This is a genomic window from Streptomyces sp. NPDC007264 (assembly GCF_042869095.1).
Taxonomy (GTDB): Bacteria; Actinomycetota; Actinomycetes; order Streptomycetales; family Streptomycetaceae; genus Streptomyces.
Window position 1 is genome coordinate 42,017 of sequence record NZ_JBIAFD010000015.1, and the last position, 21,502, is coordinate 63,518.

The following is a 21,502-nucleotide window of genomic DNA, read 5'->3' on the forward strand; positions in this document are numbered from 1 at the left end:
GTTCAGGAGCCACCCATGACCGACATGCTCACCGACGTCCGCGAACCGCTGCCCCTGGAGGACGTCGACCTCGCCGACCTCGACAACTTCACCGACGGCGTCACGCCCTACCGGATGTTCCACACCCTGCGCCACGAGGACGCGGTGCACTGGCAGCCGGAGCAGGCGCCCAACTCCGGTTTCTGGGCGGTGACCCGGCACGAGGACATCGCACGGGTCGACCGTGACGCCGAGACGTTCACCTCCGGCAGATTCGTCAACCTGGAGGAGGTCGACGACGACCAGATCAAGAAGCGCGCCTCGATCCTGGAACTGGACGGCGTCCGCCACCGCGCCCTGCGCAGCCTGATCCAGCGTCAGTTCGGCGCCTCCGTCGTCAACAGCTACACCGACTTCCTGCGCGGCCTGACGGCGAAGACCCTGGACTCCGCGCTGGCCAAGGGCCGCTTCGACTTCGTCAAGGAGGTCTCCGCCGACTTCCCCATCAATGTGCTGGCCCGTCTCCTCGATGTGCCGCCGGAGGACAACCAGCAGCTCATCGCGTGGGGCAACAGGATCATCGGCAACACGGACCCCGACTACGCGGACGTCCTGCTGCACAGCGAGGAGAGCGAGAAGTACCGCGACCTGCCCTTCCGCTCCCCCGCCGCGCTGGAGGTCTTCGCCTACGGGCGGGAGCTGGCCCGGCAGCGGCGCGGCGGCGACGGCACCGACCTGGTCTCCCGGCTCGTCAACCAGACCCCGCGTGACGGAGTGCCGCTCTCGGCGCAGGACTTCGACAACTACTTCCTGCTGCTGGTCGTGGCCGGCAACGAGACCACCCGCCACACCATCTCGCACTCCATGCTGGCCCTCATCCAGCACCCCGACCAGCTCGCCCGCCTGCAACAGGACCCCTCCCTCGTCCCCGGCGCGGTCGAGGAGTTCCTGCGCTGGGCGTCGCCCGTCTACCACTTCCGCCGCACCGCCACCCGTGACGTCGAACTCGGCGGCAAGCACATCAGGGAGGGCGACAAGGTCGTCATGTGGTACGCGTCCGGGAACCGCGACGAGGAGGTCTTCGGCAACCCGTACGACTTCGACGTCACCCGGCAGAACAACGACCACGTGACCTTCGGCAAGGGCAGCCCCCATCTCTGCCTGGGCAACCTGCTCGCCCGCACCGAGATCCGGATCATGTTCGAGGAGCTGATCCCGCGCCTGGCCGGCATCCGCCTCACGGGCGAGGTCTCGCGGGTGCGGTCCAACTTCGTCAACGGCATCAAACACCTGCCGGTGGAGGTCACGCTCGCCTGAGCGTCGTCTCTCACGAGAGGGGTGGTCACGGTCCCGGCCACGGCGGTGACCACGGGGCGCGCACGGCACGGCCGCCGTCACTGTCCCGTCGGCAGCGGCTTCCCCGCCGGGCGCAGCGTGCGGCTGCGTCCGCGGAACTCGGCGACGACCTCGGCGCCGCGCAGGACGCTGACGTCGTAGATGCCGCTGCGGCCGAACGTCGTGCGTTCCCGGGCGGTGGCCACGAGCACGTCGCCCTCGTGGGCGGGCGCGACGAAGTCGATGTCGGCCGCGGCGGCGACCGTCACGGGGCCGTGCCCGTTGCAGGCACAGGCGAACGCGGTGTCCGCGAGCAGGAAGAGACAGCCGCCGTGGGCGATCCCGTGTCCGTTGACCATGTCCGGTGTCACGGTCATCCGCAGCACGGCGGAACCCGGTGCGTGCTCCAGCAGCTCGATGCCGAGCCGTCGGGACGCCTGGTCCCGCACGAACATGGTCTCCGCCGCCGACGGCACGGACTCCTGCGCACGGGTCATCGCGCGTCACCACCCCACTCACCACCGCCGAACGAATATTCGGTCAGCAGCATACCCGCCGCCCGGGCGCCGGCACGGAGATGAGGCCGTGCCGGCACCCGGGCGCGGAGGGGACCGTCAGGACAGCTGGCCGTTGTAGTCGGGCAGCTTGAAGGTGCGCTCGGCGTGGCCGCCGACCAGGTCGGAGTCGTTGTTGCCGACGTTCGCGATGATCGTGTAGCCGCGCGACTCGATCTCCGCGCGCTTGCTCGTCTTGTACTCGCTGACCTCGTCGAACAGATCCAGCAGATCACGCACGTACAGGCCGTCGACCGGGTAACCCACCGTCTTCAGGTTCCACTTGGTCTCGGACTCGATGATGCCCGGGCGCGCGGTGACGAAGAAGACGGCGACACCGCGGGACTTCGCGTACTGCGCCAGCTGCAGGGACGGCTTCACGGCCGGGGTGGGCAGCGCGTACCACGGATGGAAGTCCGTCTCGAGCGCGGTGTTGTCGATGTCGAAGACGATCGCGAGCTGCTGCCCGGCCGCGTTCGCGGTGCGCTGCTCGACGTAGGGCTGCGCCTCGTCGATGACCGCCTTCACGTCCGCCTGCCAGGTGGCGTAGTCGACCCCGGACGCCTGCACCGCGGCCACGCTCACGGCGGTCGCGGCAGGAGCCGCGGAGGCGGTCTGCGCCGCGGTGAACGTGCCACCGAACCCCAGCGCCACGACCGCCGAGACCGCGCCGATCCGGCGCCCCACACCACGTCCTGTCATACCCGTCCCTCTCTCACGTGAAAGCGGCGGGGGCGTCGCACCCCTGCCGCACTGGACATGCTCATGCCTAAGAATGGACGACGAACCACGGAAGGGTTACCGATTGGTAGACAATTACTCGCCGGTACACGCGAATGGCCGGGTCCCCATCCCCCCGACAGCGGGAGAAACAGCCACGCGAGGAGGCGGTGAACACCCCGGCGCGGGCGCACGTATGGAGGAAGGGCGCTCGACGACCGGAGCGTCCCGCGGTGGTGACGCCGTGCTGTTCGGGGTTCGGGAGCCATGAATGAGGCATGCACGACGACGGATCGTCCGACGGGGAGCGCGGATCGCGGCCCTCGGCGGGGTGCTCCTGGGTGGCCTGATGGTCACTCAGGCCCTGGCGAGCGAACCGTCCGGCGCGCAGACTCCGGACGGTACGCCCGCCCGGACCGTCTCCCGGACGGGTTCCACGCTCGTGTCACGGCTGGGGGCGTCGCGCACGGCGGGCAGTTGGCTCGGGCCCGACGGGAAACCGGTCGTCGCCGTGACCGACCGGGCCGCGGCCGCCCAGGTCACGGCGGCCGGGGCGCGCCCCAAGACGGTCCGTCACAGCTTGGAGCAGCTCAAGGCCGCGACGAAGAGCCTGAGTTCCGCCCCACGGGTGGCCGGTACCGCCTGGGTCGTGGACTACCGGACCAACCAGGTGGTGGTGGAGGGCGACAGCACCGTCTCCGCCTCCGACTGGTCCCGGATGACGAAACTCGCCGACGGGATCGGCGACTTCGTCCGGATGGAGCGGACGCAGGGCAGGTTCACCACCCGGGTGAACGGCGCCCAGCCGATCTTCTCGACGAGCGGCCGCTGCTCGGCGGGCTTCAACGTGACCAACGGCCAGAGCGAGTTCATCCTCACCGCCGGGCACTGCGGGCCCGGCGGCTCGCTGTGGTTCTCCGACAACACGGGCCGCACCCAGGTCGGCCGCACCGTCACCTCGGAGTTCCCCGGCGCCGGCGACTTCTCGCTCATCCGGTACGAGAACGGGCAGGCGACCCCCGGTGCGAACGTCGTCGCCATCGGCGGCGGGCGCGGAGTGCGTATCACGGCGGTGGGAGACGCCGTCGTCGGGCAGAAGGTCTTCCGCAGCGGCAGCACCAGCGGTCTGCACGACGGCGAGGTCACCGCGCTCGACGCGACCGTCAACTACCCCGAGGGCGCGGTCACCGGCCTCATCCAGACCACGGTGTGCGCCGAACCGGGCGACAGCGGCGGGCCGTTGTTCTCCGAGGGCATCGCGCTCGGGGTGACCTCGGGGGGCAGCGGCAACTGCCGGACGGGCGGTACCACGTTCTTCCAGCCGGCCACGCAGGCGATGTCGGCGCTCGGCGTGCAGCTGACGGGGCAGCCGCCGGCGTCGGCCGGTGCGCCCGCCGCGACCTCCGCGGCCGGCTCCCCGTCCGCCCCGGCGACGCAGGGTGCGGCGATCGCGCCCGGGTCGGCGGTCCCGGGGTCGGCCGCCCCCGGAGCCGTGCAGCAGGTCGGCGGCGCCGGTGGCGCCGGCGGCTTCCTGTCACGGCTCGGCGACCCGCGGAACGTCGGACCCGGCCTGCTGGTCATCGCGGGTAGCCTCGTCGCCCTCGCGGCCACCCGGTACATCCGCACGGAGCAGGACCGCAACGCCTATCGTCGTGCGTACTCGGGCACTTGGGGCTGATGGGGCGTCAGGCCGCCTTCGTCGGGCCCGGGGAGGCGGCCGCCCATTCCATGACGAGCCGCTGGTACTCCCGCCGCTCCTCCATGGTGAGCATCCCGCCGCTTCGGAACCACAGGGCCCGGATCTCCTCGTTCACCTCGTGGGCGGAGCGTTCCGCCGGGGGTTGGGGAGTGGTGGACATACCGTGAAGCATACGGGGCGTACCGTGAAGACGATGTGAACAATCAGGCGCCTTCCGGCATTACGGACCGTGAAGCCGATCACTCCGCGCGAACCGGCCGCTCACTCCACGGCGCCCGGCACCGGGACGTGCCCGCACGACCGTGCCGCCCCGGTCCGGCCGTCCGCGGGGACGGCCGGACCGCGCGCGCCTCAGGTTCCGGGCTTGCGGCCGTACACGAAGACGTCGTCGCCCGTCTTCAGCAGCGACCAGTACTTCTTCGCGGCGGTCTTGGTCATGTTGACGCAGCCGTGCGAACCCGGCGGGTTCCACATGCTCAGGCCGACCGAGTGGAACGCCTGGCCTCCGTCGAAGAACTGGCTGTAGGGCATGGGCACGTTGTAGATGGTCGACACGTGGTCGATGTCCCGCCAGTAGATCTTCTTCAGGCCGGTGCGGGTCTCGTATCCGTCACGGCCGGTGCGGACCGGTACGGGGCCGTAGACGAGGCGCTTGCCGTCCTGCACCCAGCTCAGCTGGAGCGTGAGGTTGACGCAGGCGATGCGCCCCTTGTTGACGGGGCACTTGCCGTCCTTGTTGGGGTTCGTACCGACGGCCTTCTGCTTGTTCATCAGGTCCATCACCCCCCAGGTGACGGGGCCCGCGTAGCCGATGGCCGGGGTGATGCCGTGCTTGTTCTGGAAGGCCCGTATCGCCTTGCAGTCGGCGGCGGACTGCCTGCCGTCGACCGGCCGGCCGAGGAACTTCTCGACCTGCTTCTGGTACGGACCGGTCTGCGTGGTGCAGCTCGCGGCACCCGCGGGCGCGGCGCCGAGCGCGAGCGTGAGCGGCGTCACGAGTGCGGTGACCCCGAGTGCGACGGCTCCCCGTCTGCGTATGTCCCCCATGGCGGACCCTTCGTCTCCGGTACGGGCTCCTGTGCCGGATACTCACCGTACGTGGCACTTGTCCTGCCAGGTAGACCGCCCTGGGGGCCGAAGGGTTGCAAAGCCGTCCGCACCGCGACCACACCGTGACATTCCACGCCGCCCCGTCCTCGGGGCGTGCGCGACGACCGGGTGCGGTCAGGGCTCGGTCGCCGGGATGTGGACCACGATGCGGGCGCCGGGCGCGTTGTCCTCGATGCGGACATGGCCGTGATGAGCGGCGACGACATCGTGGACGATCGCCAGCCCGAGACCGCTTCCGCCGGTGTCCCGGGCCCGCGCCCCGTCGAGGCGGGTGAAGCGGTCGAAGACACGGCGCCGGTCGTTCGGCGGGATGCCGGGTCCGTCGTCGGCGACCGTCAGCCACGCGGTGCGGTCACGGACCCGCAGGCTCACCTGGATCCGGGCGACCGCGTACCGGATGGCGTTGTCCAGCAGATTGCGCACGACGCGGGCCAGCGCGTCCGCGTCCCCGTGCACACGGGCGGCGCAGACGGCGTGCTGGTCGATCTCGAGGGAGGTGTGCCTGCGGGCGCTGCGGACCTCCTGGAAAACGATCTCGTCCAGGTCCACGGGGCGTCTGCGCAGCCGGGGCCGGGCGTCGAGGCGGGCCAGCCGGACGAGCCCGTCGACGAGCGTGGACAGCCGCTCGCTCTCCTCGAGGAGCGCGGGGCCCCGGGTGCTCCAGTCCGCGGCGCCGGGGTGCCGGACCGCCACCTCCAGCTGGGTGTGCAGGCTGCTGAGGGGGCTGCGCAGTTCGTGCGCGGCGTCCGCGATGAACTGCCGCTGCCGCTGCGCCGAGACGTCCAGCCGGGCGAGCAGGTCGTTGAGGGTGCGGGCGAGCCGTCCCAGGGCGTCGTCGGCCGGCGGCACGTCCAGCCGGCGGCCCAGGTCGTAGATGGTGATCTCGGCGGCCTGCGCGCGCAGGGCCTCCGCGGGCCGCAGGGCCCGGCCGGTCAGCAGCCAGACGCCGCCCGTGAGCAGGGCGACGGCCGCCGGCACGGCGACGGCCAGGACCAGGGTGAGTTCGGACAGGTGGTGGTCCACGGCCGCGGTGGGGACGGCGACGTACACCGTGAAGGGGTTGCCGCTCCCTCCGGCCGGGACGCCCACGGCGCGCCAGCTGCCCGCCCCGTCCAGGGGCAGGCCGTGCACGGTGTGGGCCCGGGGCGTGGCGGAGAGTGTGGGCGCGAAGGAGAACAGCGCGGGCTCGCCCGCCAGGTTCGCCGAACTGGACCGCACGGCCCGGTCGGCGCCCACGACCTGGACGGCGCTGTCGCCGCTGTCGGAGGCCGGCAGGGTGCGGGCGAGGTCGCCGCTGTCGAGGCTCCCCGCGATGACCTGGGCCCGCTGCAGCGCGGTCTGGTCGAGCCCGCCGACGAGGCCGGAGCGCAGCCAGACGGCCAGCAGGGACGCCGCGCCCACCAGTGCCGCCGCGATCACCAGCGCGGCCGCGGCGGTCAGCCGCAGCCGCAGGGAGCGCCGGGCCCACCAGGCGGGGAGGGGGACGGGCACGGCCTCACCTCCCGCCGCGCAGCCGGTAGCCGGCGCCGCGGACCGTCTCGATCGTCCGGCGGCCGAACGGGGCGTCGATCTTGCGCCGCAGATACCCGACGTAGACCTCGACGATGTTGGTGTCGCCGTCGAAGTTCTCCTCCCAGACGTGGTCGAGGATGTCCGTCTTGCTGACGACCTCGTCGCAGCGCCGGAGCAAGTACTCCAGAAGGGTGAATTCGCGGGCCGTCAGGGAGATCTCCTGCCCCGCGCGGTGGCAACGCCGGCAGGCCGGGTCCAGGGCGAGGTCGCCGGCCTCGAGCACCGCGGGCCGGGCGGGCGCCCCTCGGCGCAGCAGCGCGCGCAGATGGGCCACGAGCACCACGTAGGAGAAGGGCTTGCTCAGATAGTCGTCGGCGCCCAGGTCGAGGGCGTCCGCCTCGTCGTACTCGCCGTCCTTCGCGGTGAGGATGAGCACGGGCGCCCACACGTCGGCCGCCCGCATGCGCTTCAGCACCTCGTACCCGGAGATGCCGGGCAGCATCAGGTCCAGCACGATCGCGTCGTGCGGTTCGTTGGCGGCGCGCCACAGCCCGTCGACGCCGTCATGGGCGACATCGGCGACGAAGCCCTCCTCGGCGAGCCCTTGGGCAATCGCCTCGGCGAGCCCCCGTTCGTCCTCGATCACCAGAACTCGCATGGTCACCCTCTTGATCCACCCTACGGAGACCAGGGCCCGTCCGCGCGTCGAGCACGCTCCGTGAGGGCCGCGTCGCGGACGGCGGTCGCGGCGGCCGGCTCTCTCAGCCTCTTCTCAGCGGCCCTGCCGCAGGCTGTGACCAACGGGATGAAAGAGGGCTTCCGTGCCCGTCAGACGAAGGAGAGACGCAATGACGATCGTCCGACGCAGGGCCGCACTGATCGCCGGCACGATGCTGCTGGCCGGCGCGGCGAGCAGCGGTGTCGCGATGGCGAGCACTCCCTCGGTCGCACCCACCTCGGTTCAGACCAACGACGGCCACGGGGACCACGACCGCGGGTACTACCGGGACTACGGGTGCTGGAACTGGCGCTACGACGGTTATCGGCACCACGACCGGGGCTGCTACCGCTTCGGCGACCACCGGAACTTCCGGTACGACTTCCGTGACCACGGCTACTACCGCGACTTCCGCGACCACGGGTACTTCAACAACTACGACTTCGGCTACCGCAACCACGGTGGCTTCTACAACGGAGACTACGGCGGCTTCTTCAACGGGGACCGCGGTGGCTTCTTCGGCGGTGGCTTCTTCAACGGTGGAGACCACGGGCGGTAACGACGGCGTGTGACCAGCCGTTGTGTGCCGGTTCGCGCCTCGGGCGCGAACCGGCATCGTCGTCTGTCTGCTCGGGCCGCGGTCTCCTCAGGCGGCGTTGCGCGCCCGGCCGCGGTGGGCCCGCACGATGTCCGCGTAGCGGTGCCCGCTGCCCTTGACGGTGCGGCGCTGAGTCCGGAAGTCGACGTGGACGAGGCCGAAGCGCTTGTCGTAACCGTAGGCCCACTCGAAGTTGTCCAGCAGCGACCACGCGAAGTAGCCGGCCAGCGGGGCGCCCTGACGGGCCGCCGCGGCGCAGGCGGCGAGATGCCGCTCCAGGTACTCCCGGCGTTCCGGGTCGTCCACGGTGCCGTCGGCGCGTACGGCGTCGGGGAAGGCGGAACCGTTCTCGGTGACGTACAGCTTGCGGGCGCCGTACTCGTGGGTGAGGCGCAGCAGCAGCGTCGTGATGCCGCCCGCGTCGATCTCCCAGTCCATGCCGGTGCGCGGCACTCCGGGGCGGCGCACGGAGCGGACCCGGGGGGCGGGCCCGGCCGGGTCGTCGGTGACGGCGGCCGGGAAGTAGTAGTTCAGGCCCAGCCAGTCCAGCGGGGCCGCGATGGTCTCCGCGTCGCCGGGTCGCTCGGGCAGCTCCACGCCGTACACCTCGCGCATGTCCGCGGGGAAGCCGCGCCCGTGCACCGGATCCAGCCACCAGCGGTTGACATGGCCGTCCATGCGGCGGGCCGCCGCGGCGTCCTCCGGGCGGTCGGTGGCGGCGTGCACGGTGGAGAGGTTGTTGACGATGCCGATCTCGGCGGCGGGGGCGGCGGCCCGGACGGCCTGGGCTGCGAGACCGTGGCCGAGGAGGAGGTGGTAGGAGGCGCGCACGGCCGCGGTGAGGTCGGTGAGGCCGGGCGCCATGGTGCCTTCGAGGTGTCCGATCCACGCCGAGCACAGGGGTTCGTTGAGGGTGGCCCAGTGGGCGACGCGGTCCCCGAGGCGCTCGGCGACGACTGCCGCGTACGCGGCGAAGTGCTCGGCGGTGGCCCGCTCCGGCCAGCCGCCCCGGTCCTGGAGCACCTGCGGCAGGTCCCAGTGGTAGAGCGTGACGGACGGGGTGATGCCCGCCTCCAGCAGAGCGTCGATCAACCGGTCGTAGAACGCGAGGCCCTTGGGGTTCACCTCCCCCTCGCCGCCCGGGACCACCCGGGGCCAGGCGATCGACAGCCGGTAGCCGTCGGTGCCCAGCCGCTGCATCAGCCCGATGTCCTCACGCCAGCGGTGGTAGTGGTCGCAGGCCACGTCGCCGTGCTCGCCGCCCGCGGTCTTCCCCGGGGTGTGCGAGAAGGTGTCCCAGATCGACGGCGACCGGCCGTCCTCGGTGACGGCGCCCTCGATCTGGTACGCCGATGTGGCGGTGCCCCACAGGAAGTCGTGCGGGAGAGCGGCGAGATCGATGCGTTCGGACACGGGAGTCCTCTCAGGAACAAGGGGATCGGTCACTTCAGGGCTCCTGGTGCGCCTTCCGGGAGTCGAGAGCGCCGCGGACGCCTCGGAGCGACCCGTCCACCCAAAGCCGTCACGTCTTAATTTAGGACGTGAGTTAAATGGCGCGGACGCACCGCGTCAAGGCACCCGGCACCAGGGCATGCCAACGGTTGCGTCGCGGCGGCGCCCACCGGCGCCCACCGCCACCCGGCGGCCGGGGCGGCGGACCGGGGCCGGCCGCCCTCGGGGGCGGCCGGCGCTCAGCGCTCCAGGAAGTCGAAGAGCTCCTCCCAGCGGCGGGTGATCACTTCGGGGGCGAAGCGCTGCACGTTCTGCCGCGCCCGGTCCCCCATCGTGTCGCGCAAGTGCTCGTCGGACATCAACCGGACCAGCATGCGGGCGAGTTCCGTGGTGTTGCCGAGCCGGGCCAGCAGCCCGTCCTCGCCGTCCCTGATGATCTCGCGCACGCCGGGCGAGCAGTCGAACGCGGCACACGGCACGCCGCAGGCCATCGCCTCCAGGAGGACGAGCGGGAAACCCTCGCCGCGCGAGGACTGGACGAACACGGACGCCCGCCTGAGCGCGCCGATCACGTCGTCGGTCTGCCCCGCCCACTCGACCGAGTCGTCCAGGCCCAGTTCCGTCGACTGCTGCCGCAGTTCGGCCTCGTAGTCGCCCGCGCCGTAGATGCGCAGGATCCAGCCGGGCTGCCGCGGGGCCACCTCGGCCCAGACGTCCAGCAGCAGGTCGACGCCCTTCGCATGGCTGAGCCGCCCGATGCTGACCACGGCCTTCTCCGTGCGCGGCGACGGCGCGCCGGGCGTCACCGGCAGCGGATTCGGCAGGAAACCGACGTTGTTGAGGCCCGCGCCCACCCAGCCGTCGGCGTCCTCCTGCGTCAGCACCAGCATCCGGTCCACGTCCTTGTAGTACCGGAGCACCCGCTCGAAGCGCGACGAGCGGCGGGAGGCCTCGAAGGACTCGTGGCTCATGCCGATGATCGAGTGCCCTGCGGTGTCCGCGAGCGCCACCCACTCCATCGCCCAGACCTGCGTCACGATGATCACGGCACCGGGTCCCGCGGCGCGGAACGCCTGGGACAGCCGCTCGGCGACCCGCCGCATGTCCGCCTCCTGCCGGCGGACGGCGGGATCGAAGCGGCCCAGCGGGACGCGCGGCCGGCGACGGCCCGGGGGCCGCCGGTCGTACAGGGTCACGGTGTCGAACGGCGGATTCTCGCCGAGGTCCATGGGCACCTCCGGCGGGGCGATGCCGAAGATCGTGACCCGGTGGCCGCGCTCGCCGAGCAGCTGGGCCATCTGCGACTGCCAGCGGCCCACACCCCCGAGCTCGTTGACCTCGTTGCCGACGAAGAAGATCTCACGCTGCGTCATCGAGTCCCTCCCGCCGGGCCGAAGAAGCGGTCCACGATGCGAGCCGCCGCGTCCCCGCGGTCGTACTCGCCGTACTTGTCCATGAACTCCTTGAGCCGCGCCTCGTACTGGGTGCCGACGGCGCCCAGGTCGGACAGTGCGGCGAAGAGTTCGTCCTCGGTGCGCGCGACCGGGCCCGGGGCCTCCTCGAGGAGGTCGAAGTACGTGCCGCGCATGTCCTCGGAGTACTCCTCCCAGTCGTACGCGTAGAACACCAGCGGCCGGCGCAGCAGCGCATAGTCGAACATCACGGACGAGTAGTCGGTGATCAGGGCGTCGGAGAGCAGCAGGAGCGGAGTGATGTCCGGTTCGCCCGTCACGTCGATCACGCGGCCCGCCACCGAGGGCGGAAGGCTGACCCGGTTGAGGTAGTGGGAGCGGACCAGCAGCGTGAACCGGTCCCCGAACGTGTCGGCGAAGCGCTCCACGTCGAAGGGGAACGCGAAGTCCCGTACGCCGCCGTCGGGCCGGGCGCGGAACGTGGGCGCGTACAGGACCACACGGCGGTCCGGGCGGACACCGAGGCGCTCGCCGAGCTCCCGCACGGCCGGCTCGGCCGCCTGGGGGTCCCTGGCCGCCCGTACCAGGGCGTCGTTGCGGGGATAGCCCGTGCGCAGCAGCTTCTCCTCCGGGATGCGGTAGGCCCGGGCGAGGGTACGGACGTCGTGTTCACTGCGCACCACGAAGTGGTCGAAGCGGTCCAGCGCCTGCTGGTAGGAGCGCTGTTCGGGCTCGGACAGCACCCGGTGGGTGGGCTCGTCGAAGCCCATCCTCTTCAGCGCCGAGCCGTGCCACGTCTGGATGTAGGTGGTCCCGGGGCGCTTGGCCAGCTTGAGGGGGAAGCCCTGGTTGTCGATCCAGAACTCGGCCTGGGCCAGCGCCTTCAGATAGCTCCAGGACCACCGTCGGACGAGTTCGACGTCCTGCGGGAAGCCCTCGGGCCGGGCACCCGCGTAGGCCCAGACGGCGGTGACGGGCAGCCGGCGGCGCCGCATCTCCTCGTAGACGGCCCGCGGGCTGTCGCTGTACTGCTTGCCGAGGTGGCTCTCGAAGACGACGGTGCCCTTGCGGACGGGGAGCACCTTCAGCATGCGGTGGTAGCCCTGGACCTTGCGCCGGCCGGAGGCCAGTTCCTTGCGCACGGCCCGCAGCGCACGGTAGGCGCCCTTGGCGCCCCGGGCCGCGGAGCCCTGCAGATTGCGGTCCACGAGGGCCCGCCCGCGCCGGGCCGCCGAGCCCTGCTGCGTGAGCCGGAAGGCCAGATGTCCCTTGGCGGAGACCTGGGGCTGGAGCCGGTCCGCCACGAACCGGCTGAGCCGGGGGCGCACGGGCACGGACGTGGCGTTCTCGAGGTCGACGCGGCCGGCCGTGATCCGAGTCGTGGTCCGCTTCCCGTCCGCCGTCAGGTGCAGCCGGACGTCCCACACCTCGTCGATGACACCCAGGGGCCGCAGCCCGCCGGACAGCGGGACGGCGGCCTGCCAGTCGATGGTGTCGCCCGCGTGGTGCACCGTCCGCACCGGGAACCGGAAGGTCTGCAGGCTGCGGCGGCGGGCCCGGAACTCCAGCTCGGCGGTCAGGCTCGCGTCCGCGGGGACGGTGTGCAGCGGGTTGACCACCGAGCCCTCGAGCACCACCAGGTCCCCCCGGACCGCGTACCCGGTGAGCAGGTTGCGCAGGAACATCCGGTCCAGGGATCTGCCGTGGTAGCCGAGGCCGGTGACATCCATGATGTCGCGCGCCTTCGGGTCGTCCAGGTGGTGCTCGCACCAGTAGACACGGCCGTCGCGCTCGGCGAGCGGTGCCGAGATCTTGTCCCGGTTGATCAGCGTGTCGACGGCGGGCATCAGGTTGTCCCAGTCCTCCTGCAGCAGCAGGTAGGCGCAGATGGCGTGCACCCGGTCGAGCCGGTCGTACGCCGCTTCCGGGAAGTCCTGGATGTAGCCGCGGGCCAGCTCCGCGAACCGGTGCCGGTAGCCGTCGTCGAGGAACGGCAGGTCGCGCAGGTACAGGACGAGGTCGTGCTTGAGGAACTTGATGTCCTTGTGCAGCTTCAGCTCGTCGAGCCCGCGCCGCTCCAGCACGGCGTCGATACGGCGGTGGATCTCCAGCCGGTCGCTGAAGTTGTTGATCTCGTGGCGCCGGTTGCTGATCGACTTGGCCGTGGTCTTCTGGACCACGTTCCAGAAGTACACCGTGTTGGGGATCAGGGTGATGCGCCCCGCGGCGAGGTAGGCCCGCGCCGAGAACAGCAGGTCCTCGTAGTGGATGCCCCGGGGGAAGGTGAGCTCGTTCTCGACGAGGAAGTCACGCCGGTAGCACTTGTTGGTCGAGAGGGTGTCGAAGACGAAGAGGTCCGGCAGCTCGGCGATCGACTCGACGGTGCGTGTGCTCCGGTACAGCCAGGGGTACCAGGGGGTCCGCTTGTCGTGTCTGCTGTCGGTGTACACCCGGACGCACAGCCCCGAGACCAGATCGGCGCCCGTGCGGTCGGCCGCTTCCAGCATGTTGCGGCACGCGTTGGGCTCCAGGGTGTCGTCGCTGTCCAGGAACATGACGTAGCGTCCCCGTGCCACGGCCACGCCCTGATTGCGGGGCTCTCCGCAACCGCCGCTGTTCTCGGGCAGTTGGATGGCCCGCACACGGTCCGGGTGCTCGGCGGCGAGCGATCGCGCCACGTCGTACGACCCGTCGGTCGAGCAGTCGTCGGCGATCACCACTTCCACACCGCGCAACGTCTGGTCGAGCACGGAACGTACGGCCACCGGAAGGCGCCGGGCATCGTTGTAGACGATGACGACAACGCTGATGTCCGGCTCCGCCCCGCCTGACTCGGGGATATCGATCGACACGGCCACCTCTCGCCTCGGATTTCCGATTCTCCGGACGACCGCCCCGTCACCGCCACGGCTGTCCGGCGCCGCGAAGGCATCCCGCGGACAGAGGGCGCCCGGGTTCACACGGAAACATGACCCTACATCGATCGGGTACGGGGCCGAGCCCGGGGCCGGGGCGGTGCGCCCGTCCGCCTTCCACGCTACGTGACGGCACGGCGGCCGAGTCCACGCACGACACGCACCCGGCGCACTTCGGCCACGGCGCGCCCCCGGCGGTGCGACGGCGGGGACGACGGGTGCCGGGCGCTCCTGCGGCGCGTGCCCCGGCCCGTCCCTCGGCGCCCCGGAAAGCGCTTCCGCCCATGTCAGCACGGGCGTCGGCCCGCGGAGAGTGCCGGGAACCACCCCGCTCCGCCGCCCTCGCCGGCACCGGGCCGGCATGGCCGGGACGGTCCTTCGCGGCCCCGCGGGGGGCATCGGCCGGTGCGGCGCCCGGCGGATTCCGGTGCCCGGGTTCTTACCAAGATCATGCACATGCCGGGCAACGGACCGCGCGGGGGCTCCCTCTTCCTGCCCGATGGACGATCCACCGGCACCCGGCCCCGGACCGAGCCGACGGCCGCCCCACCCGGCGCCCCCGGCGGCGGTGACATGGGCACTCGCCCTACGGCGCCTCCGCGCCGTCCCCGCGCTCGCGCACCTTCTGCCGGAAACCCGTGTTCACGGCGAGCAGGCCGCCGTCGACGCACAGCGTGGTGCCCGTGATCCACGCCGCGTCCCGGGAGGCGAGGAACGCGACGGCCGCCGCGATGTCCTCCGGTTCGCCGACCCGGCCCAACGGGTACAGCTCGCTCACCGCGGCGAGGTCGGCGTCACGGCCTCGCCATGCGGAGGTGCGGACCGTGCCCGGCGCCACGAGGTTGACGCGGACCCCGCGCGCGGCCGCGTGCCCGGCCAGGGTGCGGGTGAGGGACATCAGACCCGCCTTGGCGGCGCTGTAGGCGTGGTTGCCGAAGTCCTGGATGCCGTTCACCGACCCGATGTTGACGATGGCGCCGCGGCCGGAGGCCACCAGGTGCGGGAGCGCCGCCCGGCTGCAGCGGTACGCCCCGGTGAGGGTGAGGTCGATGTCCCGGGCCCACACCTCGTCGGGCTCGTCCTCGAAGAGCGGGGCGTCGGGGGTACAGCCGTACGCGTTGTTGACGAGCACGTCCAGCGCGCCGAAGGCGTCCACGGCACGGGCGACGGCCGCCTCCACGGACACGCGGTCCCCGACGTCGCACCCGAAGGCCGCGGCCGACGCGCCGAGTTCACGTATCGCGCCCGCCGTCTCCTCGGCCTGCGCCTCGTCCACGTCGGTGACGAGGACGCGGGCGCCCTCCTCGGCGAGCCGCCGCGCGGTGGCGGAGCCGATGCCGCGCGCCGCGCCCGTGACCAGGACTCCGTACCCCTCGAAACGCCTCGTGTGATCCATGCCGTCGACGCTACTGCGCCGACGGTCCCGGGCGCCCTCAGCCCGCGGCTCCGGTCGCCCTCGGCGGCACGGGCGCGCCGGGCGTGCGGCAGGGTGTCAGGCGCCGGTGCCGGCGCTGAAGACCGTCAGGAACACGGAGGAGGAGTTGCCCGACACCGGCACCGCTCCGCCGGCCCAGGTCACCTTCAGGGACGTCCTCTCGTCCGGCGGTGTGATGAGGAGGGAGGCGGGCGAGGCCGTCCTGGCGCCGCTGACCTCCGGGTTGGAGAAGGTCAGGCCCGCCCAGGCGCTCTCGCCCGGCGCCAGTGTGACCTTCGTGGGGCTGCCGGAGCTGCGCCGGGGATCCGGTCCCAGCTGCTTGCCGGAGGCGTCGACGAAGGCGGCACCGGGGAAGCCGGTGATCGTGCAGGTGCGGCCGGAGCGGTTGGTCAGGACGAGGGGGAAGTTCTCCTGCCCGGCCCCCGGGTTGTCGGCGCCGACGGTGGCGCGCAGGTCCGAGGTGCGGCAGCGGGTGCGCGTGCCTTTGCCCCCGGTGGAGGCGGCGGGGGACGTGGTGGAGCCCGACGCGGTGGCGGCGGCGGAGGTGCCGGCCGTGCCCGTGGCCGCGGTACGGTCGCCGGTCGTGGGGTCGACGGTCGTGGAGGCCTCCGGGGGCTGGGACGCCCCCGGCGGCTTCTCGGGCCCGCCCGAGGCGTCGTGGCCGTCGCCGCAGGCGGTGAGCAGGCTCAGGGCGGCGAGGGCGCCCAGCGCCGACGCCACGCGCCGCGCCGTCGGGGAGGGGGCCGTGCCGCCCGGTTCCGGGCCCGCTGTGCCACGCCGGAAGATCACCATGTTCCTGCTCCTTGCCACTCGCGCCGGGCGCCTGCGGACGGTGCCGTACGACCGTCCTCCCTGTCCTTCTCTTCCCCGTTCCGGGCGAGGCGTGCTCCCCGTTCCGGGGGACATGCCGGCCGGGTCCGGGTGAGGCGCTCGGGTTTCCGGTGCGCCCGGGGGGTGCGGGCACGTGGTCCCACCCGTGCGGCCGTACCGCCCCGAGCGCCTTGACGGAGCGTCAGTGGCCGCTGACGGCGTGCGGGGTGTACGGCTCCTCGAGCGTCTGGATCTCCTTGTCGCTGAGGCCGACGTCGAGCGCGGCGACCGCGTCGTCGATGTGGTGCGGCTTGGTGACGCCGACGATGGGCGCGGCCACCGTGTTCTGCCGCAGCAGCCAGGCGAGGGCGACCCGGGCCCGCGGGACGCCCCGTTCCGCGGCGACCGCGGCCAGCGCCTCGACGACGGCCCGGTCGGCCGCCTGGTAGAGCCGCCTGCCGAATTCGTCGGTGCGGCTGCGCTCGCTGGTGTCGTCCCAGTCCCGGGTCAGCCGCCCACGGGCGAGCGGGCTCCAGGGCAGGGCGCCGACGCCTTGGTCCGCGCACAGCGGCAGCATCTCGCGTTCCTCCTCACGGTAGAGGAGGTTGTAGTGGTTCTGCATGGACACGAACCGCGTCCAGCCGCCGAGCCGGGCCGTGTACTGGGCCTTGGCGAACTGCCAGGCGTACATCGAACTCGCGCCGATGTAGCGGGCCTTGCCCGCCTTGACCACGTCGTGCAGGGCCTCCATCGTCTCCTCGACGGGAGTGAGGGGGTCCCAGCGGTGGATCTGGTACAGGTCCACGTAGTCGGTGCCGAGGCGGCGCAGGCTGTGGTCGATCTCCGTCATGATCGCCTTGCGGGACAGACCGCCGCCGTTGGGTCCGGGCCGCATCCGGCCGTGCACCTTCGTCGCCAGCACGATCTCGTCGCGGCGGGCGTCCGCCGCGAGCACCCGGCCGACGATCTCCTCGCTCGTGCCGTCCGAGTAGACGTTGGCGGTGTCGAAGAAGTTGATGCCGGCGTCGAGCGCCCGGCGGATCAGCGGGCGGGACGCCTCCTCGCCGAGGCTCCAGGTGTGGGCACCGCGGTCGGGGAGGCCGAAACTCATGCAGCCCAGGCAGATCCGGGACACGTCAAGACCCGTCGGACCGAGCTTCACGTACTCCATGGGGCTCCTGCTTTCACTCGGGGGGTGGGGCCGGATGCCACCCCGCCCTCGACCCCGACGTTCGCGGTCCGCGGGGAGGCGCCGTGGCCCCCGAACGAGGTGATGCCTGCCCACCGCGGACGCCGCCCTACCCGATGACCGATCACTCGCGGGTACCGGTCGGCGATACCCGGTCGGCCTACCCGGTCGGCGGTACCCGGTCGCGTCCGCCGGCCCGCCCGCGTCCTGGACCTCGACGAGACAGCGCGGGCATCGGGTCGCCCCGGCGACCGGTGCGACCTTGCCCTCGAGTGGCCTCGGCATGTCCGACCTCCGCGTTCGCAGCACCGTCCGTGCCGACGATCCGGCGGAAGCCGGACACCTGCTGTCGCCTTTTCTCCTTGTGCGAGCGGGCGTGCCGTCGGGTCAGTGGCCTCGCGCGATCCACTCGTCGAGGTGCGGCGCCTCGGCGCCGATGGTCGTGGTCTCGCCGTGGCCCGTGCGGACCACCGTCTCGGGCGGCAGGGCGAGCAGCCGGTCACGGATCGAGGTGATGATCGTCGGGAAGTGGGAGTACGAGCGTCCGGTCGCCCCCGGGCCGCCGTGGAAGAGGGTGTCGCCGGTGAAGACCGTGCCCAGGCCGGGGGCGTAGAGGCAGACCGCACCGAAGGAGTGGCCCGGGGTGTGCAGGACGGTCAGATCGGTGCCGGCCGTCTCCATGACCTGGCCGTCCTCCAGCCGGTTGTCGGGGAGGCGGTCGGGGTGCGTCTGCTTCCACAGCGGCAGGTCGTCGGGGTGGAGCCAGATCCTCGCGCCGGTCCGGTCGGCCAGGGCGGGCGCGGCGTCGATGTGGTCGTTGTGGGCGTGGGTGCACACGATGGCACGCAGCCGCCGGTCGCCGACGGCCTCGGCGATCGCGCCGGGGTCGTGGGCGGCGTCGATGACGATGGCCTCGTGGTCGTCGCCGACGATCCACACGTTGTTGTCGACGTCCCAGGTGCCGCCGTCCAGGGAGAACGTGCCGGAGGTGACCACGTGGTCGATGTGCGTGGCCATCACAGCATCACCACCGAGCGCAGCACGTCGCCGTGGTGCATCCGCTCGAACGCCTTCTCGACCTCGTCGAGGGCGATGGTCTCGGAGACGAACGTCTGGAGATCCAGCCGGCCCTGCAGGTGCAGGTCGATCAGCATCGGGAAGTCACGCGAGGGCAGGCAGTCCCCGTACCACGACGACTTCAACGCACCACCACGCCCGAAGACGTCCAGAAGCGGCAACTCCAGCTTCATCTCCGGCGTCGGCACCCCCACCAGCACCACCGTCCCGGCCAGATCCCGCGCGTAGAACGCCTGCTTGTACGTCTCCGGGCGGCCGACCGCATCGATCACCACATCCGCCCCGAACCCCCCGGTCAGCTCGCGGATCGCCTCGACCGGATCGCCCTCCGCCGCATTCACCGTGTGGGTGGCGCCCAGCTTCTCCGCGGTGACCAGCTTGCGGTCGTCCACGTCCACCGCGATGATCCTCCCCGCCCCGGCCAGACGCGCCCCCGCGACCGCCGCACCACCCACACCACCACACCCGATCACTGCCACCGAATCCCCCCGCCCCACGTTCCCGGTGTTGACCGCCGCACCGAGACCCGCCATCACACCGCACCCCAGCAGTCCCGCCACGGCCGGGGACACGGACGGATCGACCTTCGTGCACTGCCCCGCCGCCACCAGCGTCTTCTCCGCGAACGCGCCGATGCCCAAGGCCGGCGACAGCTCCCGGCCCGACGCGGCCAGAGTCATCCGCTGCCGGGCGTTGTGCGTGTCGAAGCAGTACCAGGGCCGGCCCCGCCGACAAGCCCGGCACCGACCACACACCGCCCGCCAGTTCAACACCACGAAGTCACCGGGAACGACGTCCTCCACACCGTCACCGACCGACTCCACGACCCCCGCCGCCTCATGCCCCAGCAGGAACGGGAAATCGTCGCTGATCCCACCCTGCCGGTAATGCAGATCCGTATGGCACACCCCGCACGCCTGGACCCGCACCACCGCCTCACCGGGACCCGGGTCGGGGACGACGATCGTCTCGACCTGCACCGGCCGGCCCTTGCCGGGGGCGATCACGCCGCGTACTTCCTGCGCCATGGTGCTACTGCCTTCCGTCGGTGTGGGGGCGCCTGACGCGCCCGGTGCGGACCACCGCGGCCCGCACCCCTGATCCTGCGCGCCCGACGGGTCCCGCGCACGTATTCCGCGCCACCGACATGAGAATCGGTTCGCGTGCCGACGTAGGCTGAACGCCCCTACCCCGCAAGGAATGCCGTGAGCCTCGCAGAGACGGAAGCACCGCCGCAGTCCACACCGCCCGCGTGGCGCCTGCTCCTCGGATACGTACGACCACACCGGTGGGCGCTGGCCGCGGGTGCGCTGCTCGCACTGGTCACCGGTGCGACCGGGCTGCTGCTGCCGCTGGTCGCCCGCTCGCTGATCGACGACCTGGGGCACGACCGGCCCATCACCTGGGCGCTGCTCGGCATGTCGGGGCTCGTGGCCGGCAACGCCGCGGTGGGCGCGCTGGGTTCGTACGTGCTGCGGCGCACCGCCGAGTCGGTGGTGCTCGGTGCGCGGCGCACGCTGTCGTCGTACCTGCTGCGGCTGCGGATATCCGCCGTGGACCGTACCGAGCCCGGCGACCTGATGGCCCGTATCACCTCCGACACCACGCTGCTGCGGGAGGTCACCACCGACTCGCTGGTCGGCCTGGCGACCGGTGGGCTGACGCTGGTGGCGACCGTGGTGATGATGGGCCTGGTCGACGCGGTCCTGCTGGGTGTCACGCTCGCCGTGATCCTGGTCGCGGCCACCGTGCTCGGCGTGATCGTGCCCCGCATCAACCGGGCCAGCCGTCAGGCGCAGGACGCGGTCGGCGCGATGGGCGCGTCGCTGGAGCGGGTCCTCGGCGCGCTGCGCACGGTGAAGGCGTCGGGTGCGGAGCACCGCGAGGAGGAGCGCGTCCACGCGGCGGCCGAGGAGTCGTGGCGGCAGAGCGTACGGGCCGCGAAGTGGTCGGCCGCGGCGGGCAACACGGCGGGACTCGCGATGCAGCTGGCCTTCATCACCGTGCTGGCGGTGGGCGGCGCCCGGGTCGCGACCGGGGCGATCGACGTGGGCACCCTGGTCGCCTTCCTGCTCTACGTCTTCTATCTGATGTCGCCGATCCAGCAGGTCGTCGGCGCGATCACCCAGTACCAGACGGGTGCCGCCGCGCTCGCCCGCATCCAGGAGGCGCTGCGGCTCCCCGCCGAACCGGCCGCCCTGCCCGCGCCGTTGCCGTCACCCGGTGCCCGGCCGGCCGCCGTCGCTTTCGACGACGTCCGCTTCCGCTACGCCGAGGACCTGCCGTATGTGCACCAGGGCGTGTCCTTCGCGGTGCCGGCCCAGGGCATGACCGCGTTCGTCGGCCCCTCGGGCGCGGGCAAGACGACCGTGTTCTCGCTGATCGAGCGGTTCTACGACCCCGACTCGGGCACCATCACGCTCGACGGCCGTGATGTGGCCGACTGGGGGCTGCCCGATCTGCGTTCCTCCATCGGCTATGTGGAGCAGGACGCGCCGGTGCTGTCCGGGTCCCTGCGCGACAATCTGCTGCTCGGCAATCCGGAGGCGGACGACGCGGCGGTGCTGCGGGTGGTCAAGACGACGCGCCTGGACGGTCTGGTGGAGCGGCTCCCCCAGGGGCTCGACACCCTGGTCGGGCATCGCGGGACCAAGCTCTCCGGCGGCGAACGCCAGCGGGTCGCGATCGCGCGCGCGTTGCTGCGCCGCCCGCGCCTGCTGCTCCTCGACGAGGCGACCTCGCAGCTCGACGCGGTCAACGAGGCGGCGCTGCGGGACACGGTCGCGGACGTGGCGCGGTCGACGACGGTGCTGGTGGTCGCCCACCGGCTGTCGACGGTGACGATGGCGGACCGGATCGTGGTGATGGACGCGGGCCGCGTCCGGGCGGTGGGCACGCACCGCGAACTGGTCGCCGCGGACCCGCTGTACGCGGAGCTGGCCGCGACGCAGTTCCTGGCCACGTCCGGCTGACGGCGCGGTGCGCTG

At 72.1% G+C, this 21,502-nt stretch carries 18 protein-coding genes; 4 read left to right on the plus strand and 14 right to left on the minus strand.

Features of this window, described 5'->3' with window-relative positions:
* Window positions 1-15: 15 nt before the first annotated feature.
* Window positions 16-1,296: a cytochrome P450 gene (locus tag ACFYMU_RS24270; RefSeq protein ID WP_388376789.1), complete on the plus strand. Its 1,281-nt coding sequence runs from the start codon at window positions 16-18 to the stop codon at window positions 1,294-1,296.
* Between the two features lie 77 nt (window positions 1,297-1,373).
* Here ACFYMU_RS24270 and paaI read toward each other — a convergent pair whose 3' ends face one another.
* Together paaI and ACFYMU_RS24280 are read right to left on the minus strand one after the other, a co-directional pair.
* Window positions 1,374-1,811: a hydroxyphenylacetyl-CoA thioesterase PaaI gene (gene paaI, locus ACFYMU_RS24275; protein ID WP_388376791.1), complete on the minus strand. Its 438-nt coding sequence runs from the start codon at window positions 1,809-1,811 to the stop codon at window positions 1,374-1,376.
* Between the two features lie 117 nt (window positions 1,812-1,928).
* Window positions 1,929-2,570 (minus strand): HAD family acid phosphatase, encoded by a 642-nt coding sequence (locus ACFYMU_RS24280; RefSeq protein WP_388376794.1) that lies wholly within the window; start codon window positions 2,568-2,570, stop codon window positions 1,929-1,931.
* A 289-nt stretch (window positions 2,571-2,859) separates the two neighbouring features.
* Between ACFYMU_RS24280 and ACFYMU_RS24285 the strand changes: the two genes are divergently transcribed.
* Window positions 2,860-4,266 (plus strand): S1 family peptidase, encoded by a 1,407-nt coding sequence (locus tag ACFYMU_RS24285; RefSeq protein WP_388376796.1) that lies wholly within the window; start codon window positions 2,860-2,862, stop codon window positions 4,264-4,266.
* Between the two features lie 7 nt (window positions 4,267-4,273).
* On the opposite strand, the gene ACFYMU_RS24290 is transcribed toward ACFYMU_RS24285, so the two are convergent.
* From ACFYMU_RS24290 to ACFYMU_RS24305, 4 genes are all read right to left on the minus strand, one after another.
* Window positions 4,274-4,459 carry a hypothetical protein gene (locus ACFYMU_RS24290; protein ID WP_388376799.1) on the minus strand — a complete coding sequence of 62 codons (186 nt, stop codon included), beginning with the start codon at window positions 4,457-4,459 and terminating at the stop codon, window positions 4,274-4,276.
* A 179-nt stretch (window positions 4,460-4,638) separates the two neighbouring features.
* Window positions 4,639-5,334 (minus strand): L,D-transpeptidase family protein, encoded by a 696-nt coding sequence (locus ACFYMU_RS24295; protein WP_388376802.1) that lies wholly within the window; start codon window positions 5,332-5,334, stop codon window positions 4,639-4,641.
* 177 nt (window positions 5,335-5,511) lie between these two features.
* The gene (locus ACFYMU_RS24300) at window positions 5,512-6,888 is read right to left on the minus strand and encodes a sensor histidine kinase (RefSeq protein ID WP_388376804.1); all 1,377 of its coding nucleotides are present in this window, start codon (window positions 6,886-6,888) and stop codon (window positions 5,512-5,514) included.
* Between the two features lie 4 nt (window positions 6,889-6,892).
* Window positions 6,893-7,567 carry a response regulator transcription factor gene (locus tag ACFYMU_RS24305; RefSeq protein WP_388377117.1) on the minus strand — a complete coding sequence of 225 codons (675 nt, stop codon included), beginning with the start codon at window positions 7,565-7,567 and terminating at the stop codon, window positions 6,893-6,895.
* Between the two features lie 190 nt (window positions 7,568-7,757).
* On the opposite strand from ACFYMU_RS24305, the gene ACFYMU_RS24310 reads away from it, so the two are divergent.
* On the plus strand, window positions 7,758-8,186 hold the full coding sequence (locus ACFYMU_RS24310; RefSeq protein ID WP_388376807.1) for a hypothetical protein: 429 nt from the start codon (window positions 7,758-7,760) through the stop codon (window positions 8,184-8,186).
* Window positions 8,187-8,273: 87 nt separating this feature from the next.
* Here the strand turns inward: ACFYMU_RS24310 and ACFYMU_RS24315 are convergent, their stop codons facing one another.
* The 8 genes from ACFYMU_RS24315 to ACFYMU_RS24350 all read right to left on the minus strand — a co-directional run bounded on the left by ACFYMU_RS24315 (window position 8,274) and on the right by ACFYMU_RS24350 (window position 19,543).
* A complete protein-coding gene (locus ACFYMU_RS24315) occupies window positions 8,274-9,638 on the minus strand; it encodes a GH1 family beta-glucosidase (RefSeq protein WP_388376810.1) in 1,365 nt (454 codons plus the stop codon).
* A gap of 278 nt (window positions 9,639-9,916) precedes the next feature.
* A complete protein-coding gene (locus ACFYMU_RS24320; protein ID WP_388376813.1) occupies window positions 9,917-11,050 on the minus strand; it encodes a glycosyltransferase family 4 protein in 1,134 nt (377 codons plus the stop codon).
* Entirely contained in the window at window positions 11,047-13,941 is a 2,895-nt protein-coding gene (locus ACFYMU_RS24325) for a CDP-glycerol glycerophosphotransferase family protein (protein WP_388376816.1), read from the minus strand. Before ACFYMU_RS24325 ends, ACFYMU_RS24320 begins: the two co-directional genes overlap by 4 nt.
* Window positions 13,942-14,590: 649 nt before the next feature.
* Window positions 14,591-15,400: an SDR family NAD(P)-dependent oxidoreductase gene (locus tag ACFYMU_RS24330; protein ID WP_388376818.1), complete on the minus strand. Its 810-nt coding sequence runs from the start codon at window positions 15,398-15,400 to the stop codon at window positions 14,591-14,593.
* Window positions 15,401-15,496: 96 nt separating this feature from the next.
* A complete protein-coding gene (locus tag ACFYMU_RS24335; RefSeq protein ID WP_388376821.1) occupies window positions 15,497-16,231 on the minus strand; it encodes a DUF4232 domain-containing protein in 735 nt (244 codons plus the stop codon).
* Window positions 16,232-16,451: 220 nt separating this feature from the next.
* A complete protein-coding gene (locus tag ACFYMU_RS24340) occupies window positions 16,452-17,420 on the minus strand; it encodes an aldo/keto reductase (RefSeq protein WP_388376824.1) in 969 nt (322 codons plus the stop codon).
* Window positions 17,421-17,825: 405 nt separating this feature from the next.
* Complete coding sequence (locus ACFYMU_RS24345; RefSeq protein WP_388376827.1) at window positions 17,826-18,455, minus strand: MBL fold metallo-hydrolase; 630 nt, start codon at window positions 18,453-18,455, stop codon at window positions 17,826-17,828.
* A complete protein-coding gene (locus ACFYMU_RS24350) occupies window positions 18,455-19,543 on the minus strand; it encodes an S-(hydroxymethyl)mycothiol dehydrogenase (protein WP_388376830.1) in 1,089 nt (362 codons plus the stop codon). The genes ACFYMU_RS24345 and ACFYMU_RS24350 overlap by 1 nt, the downstream gene beginning before the upstream one ends.
* A gap of 177 nt (window positions 19,544-19,720) precedes the next feature.
* On the opposite strand from ACFYMU_RS24350, the gene ACFYMU_RS24355 reads away from it, so the two are divergent.
* Window positions 19,721-21,487: an ABC transporter ATP-binding protein gene (locus ACFYMU_RS24355; RefSeq protein ID WP_388376833.1), complete on the plus strand. Its 1,767-nt coding sequence runs from the start codon at window positions 19,721-19,723 to the stop codon at window positions 21,485-21,487.
* Window positions 21,488-21,502 lie beyond the last annotated feature (15 nt).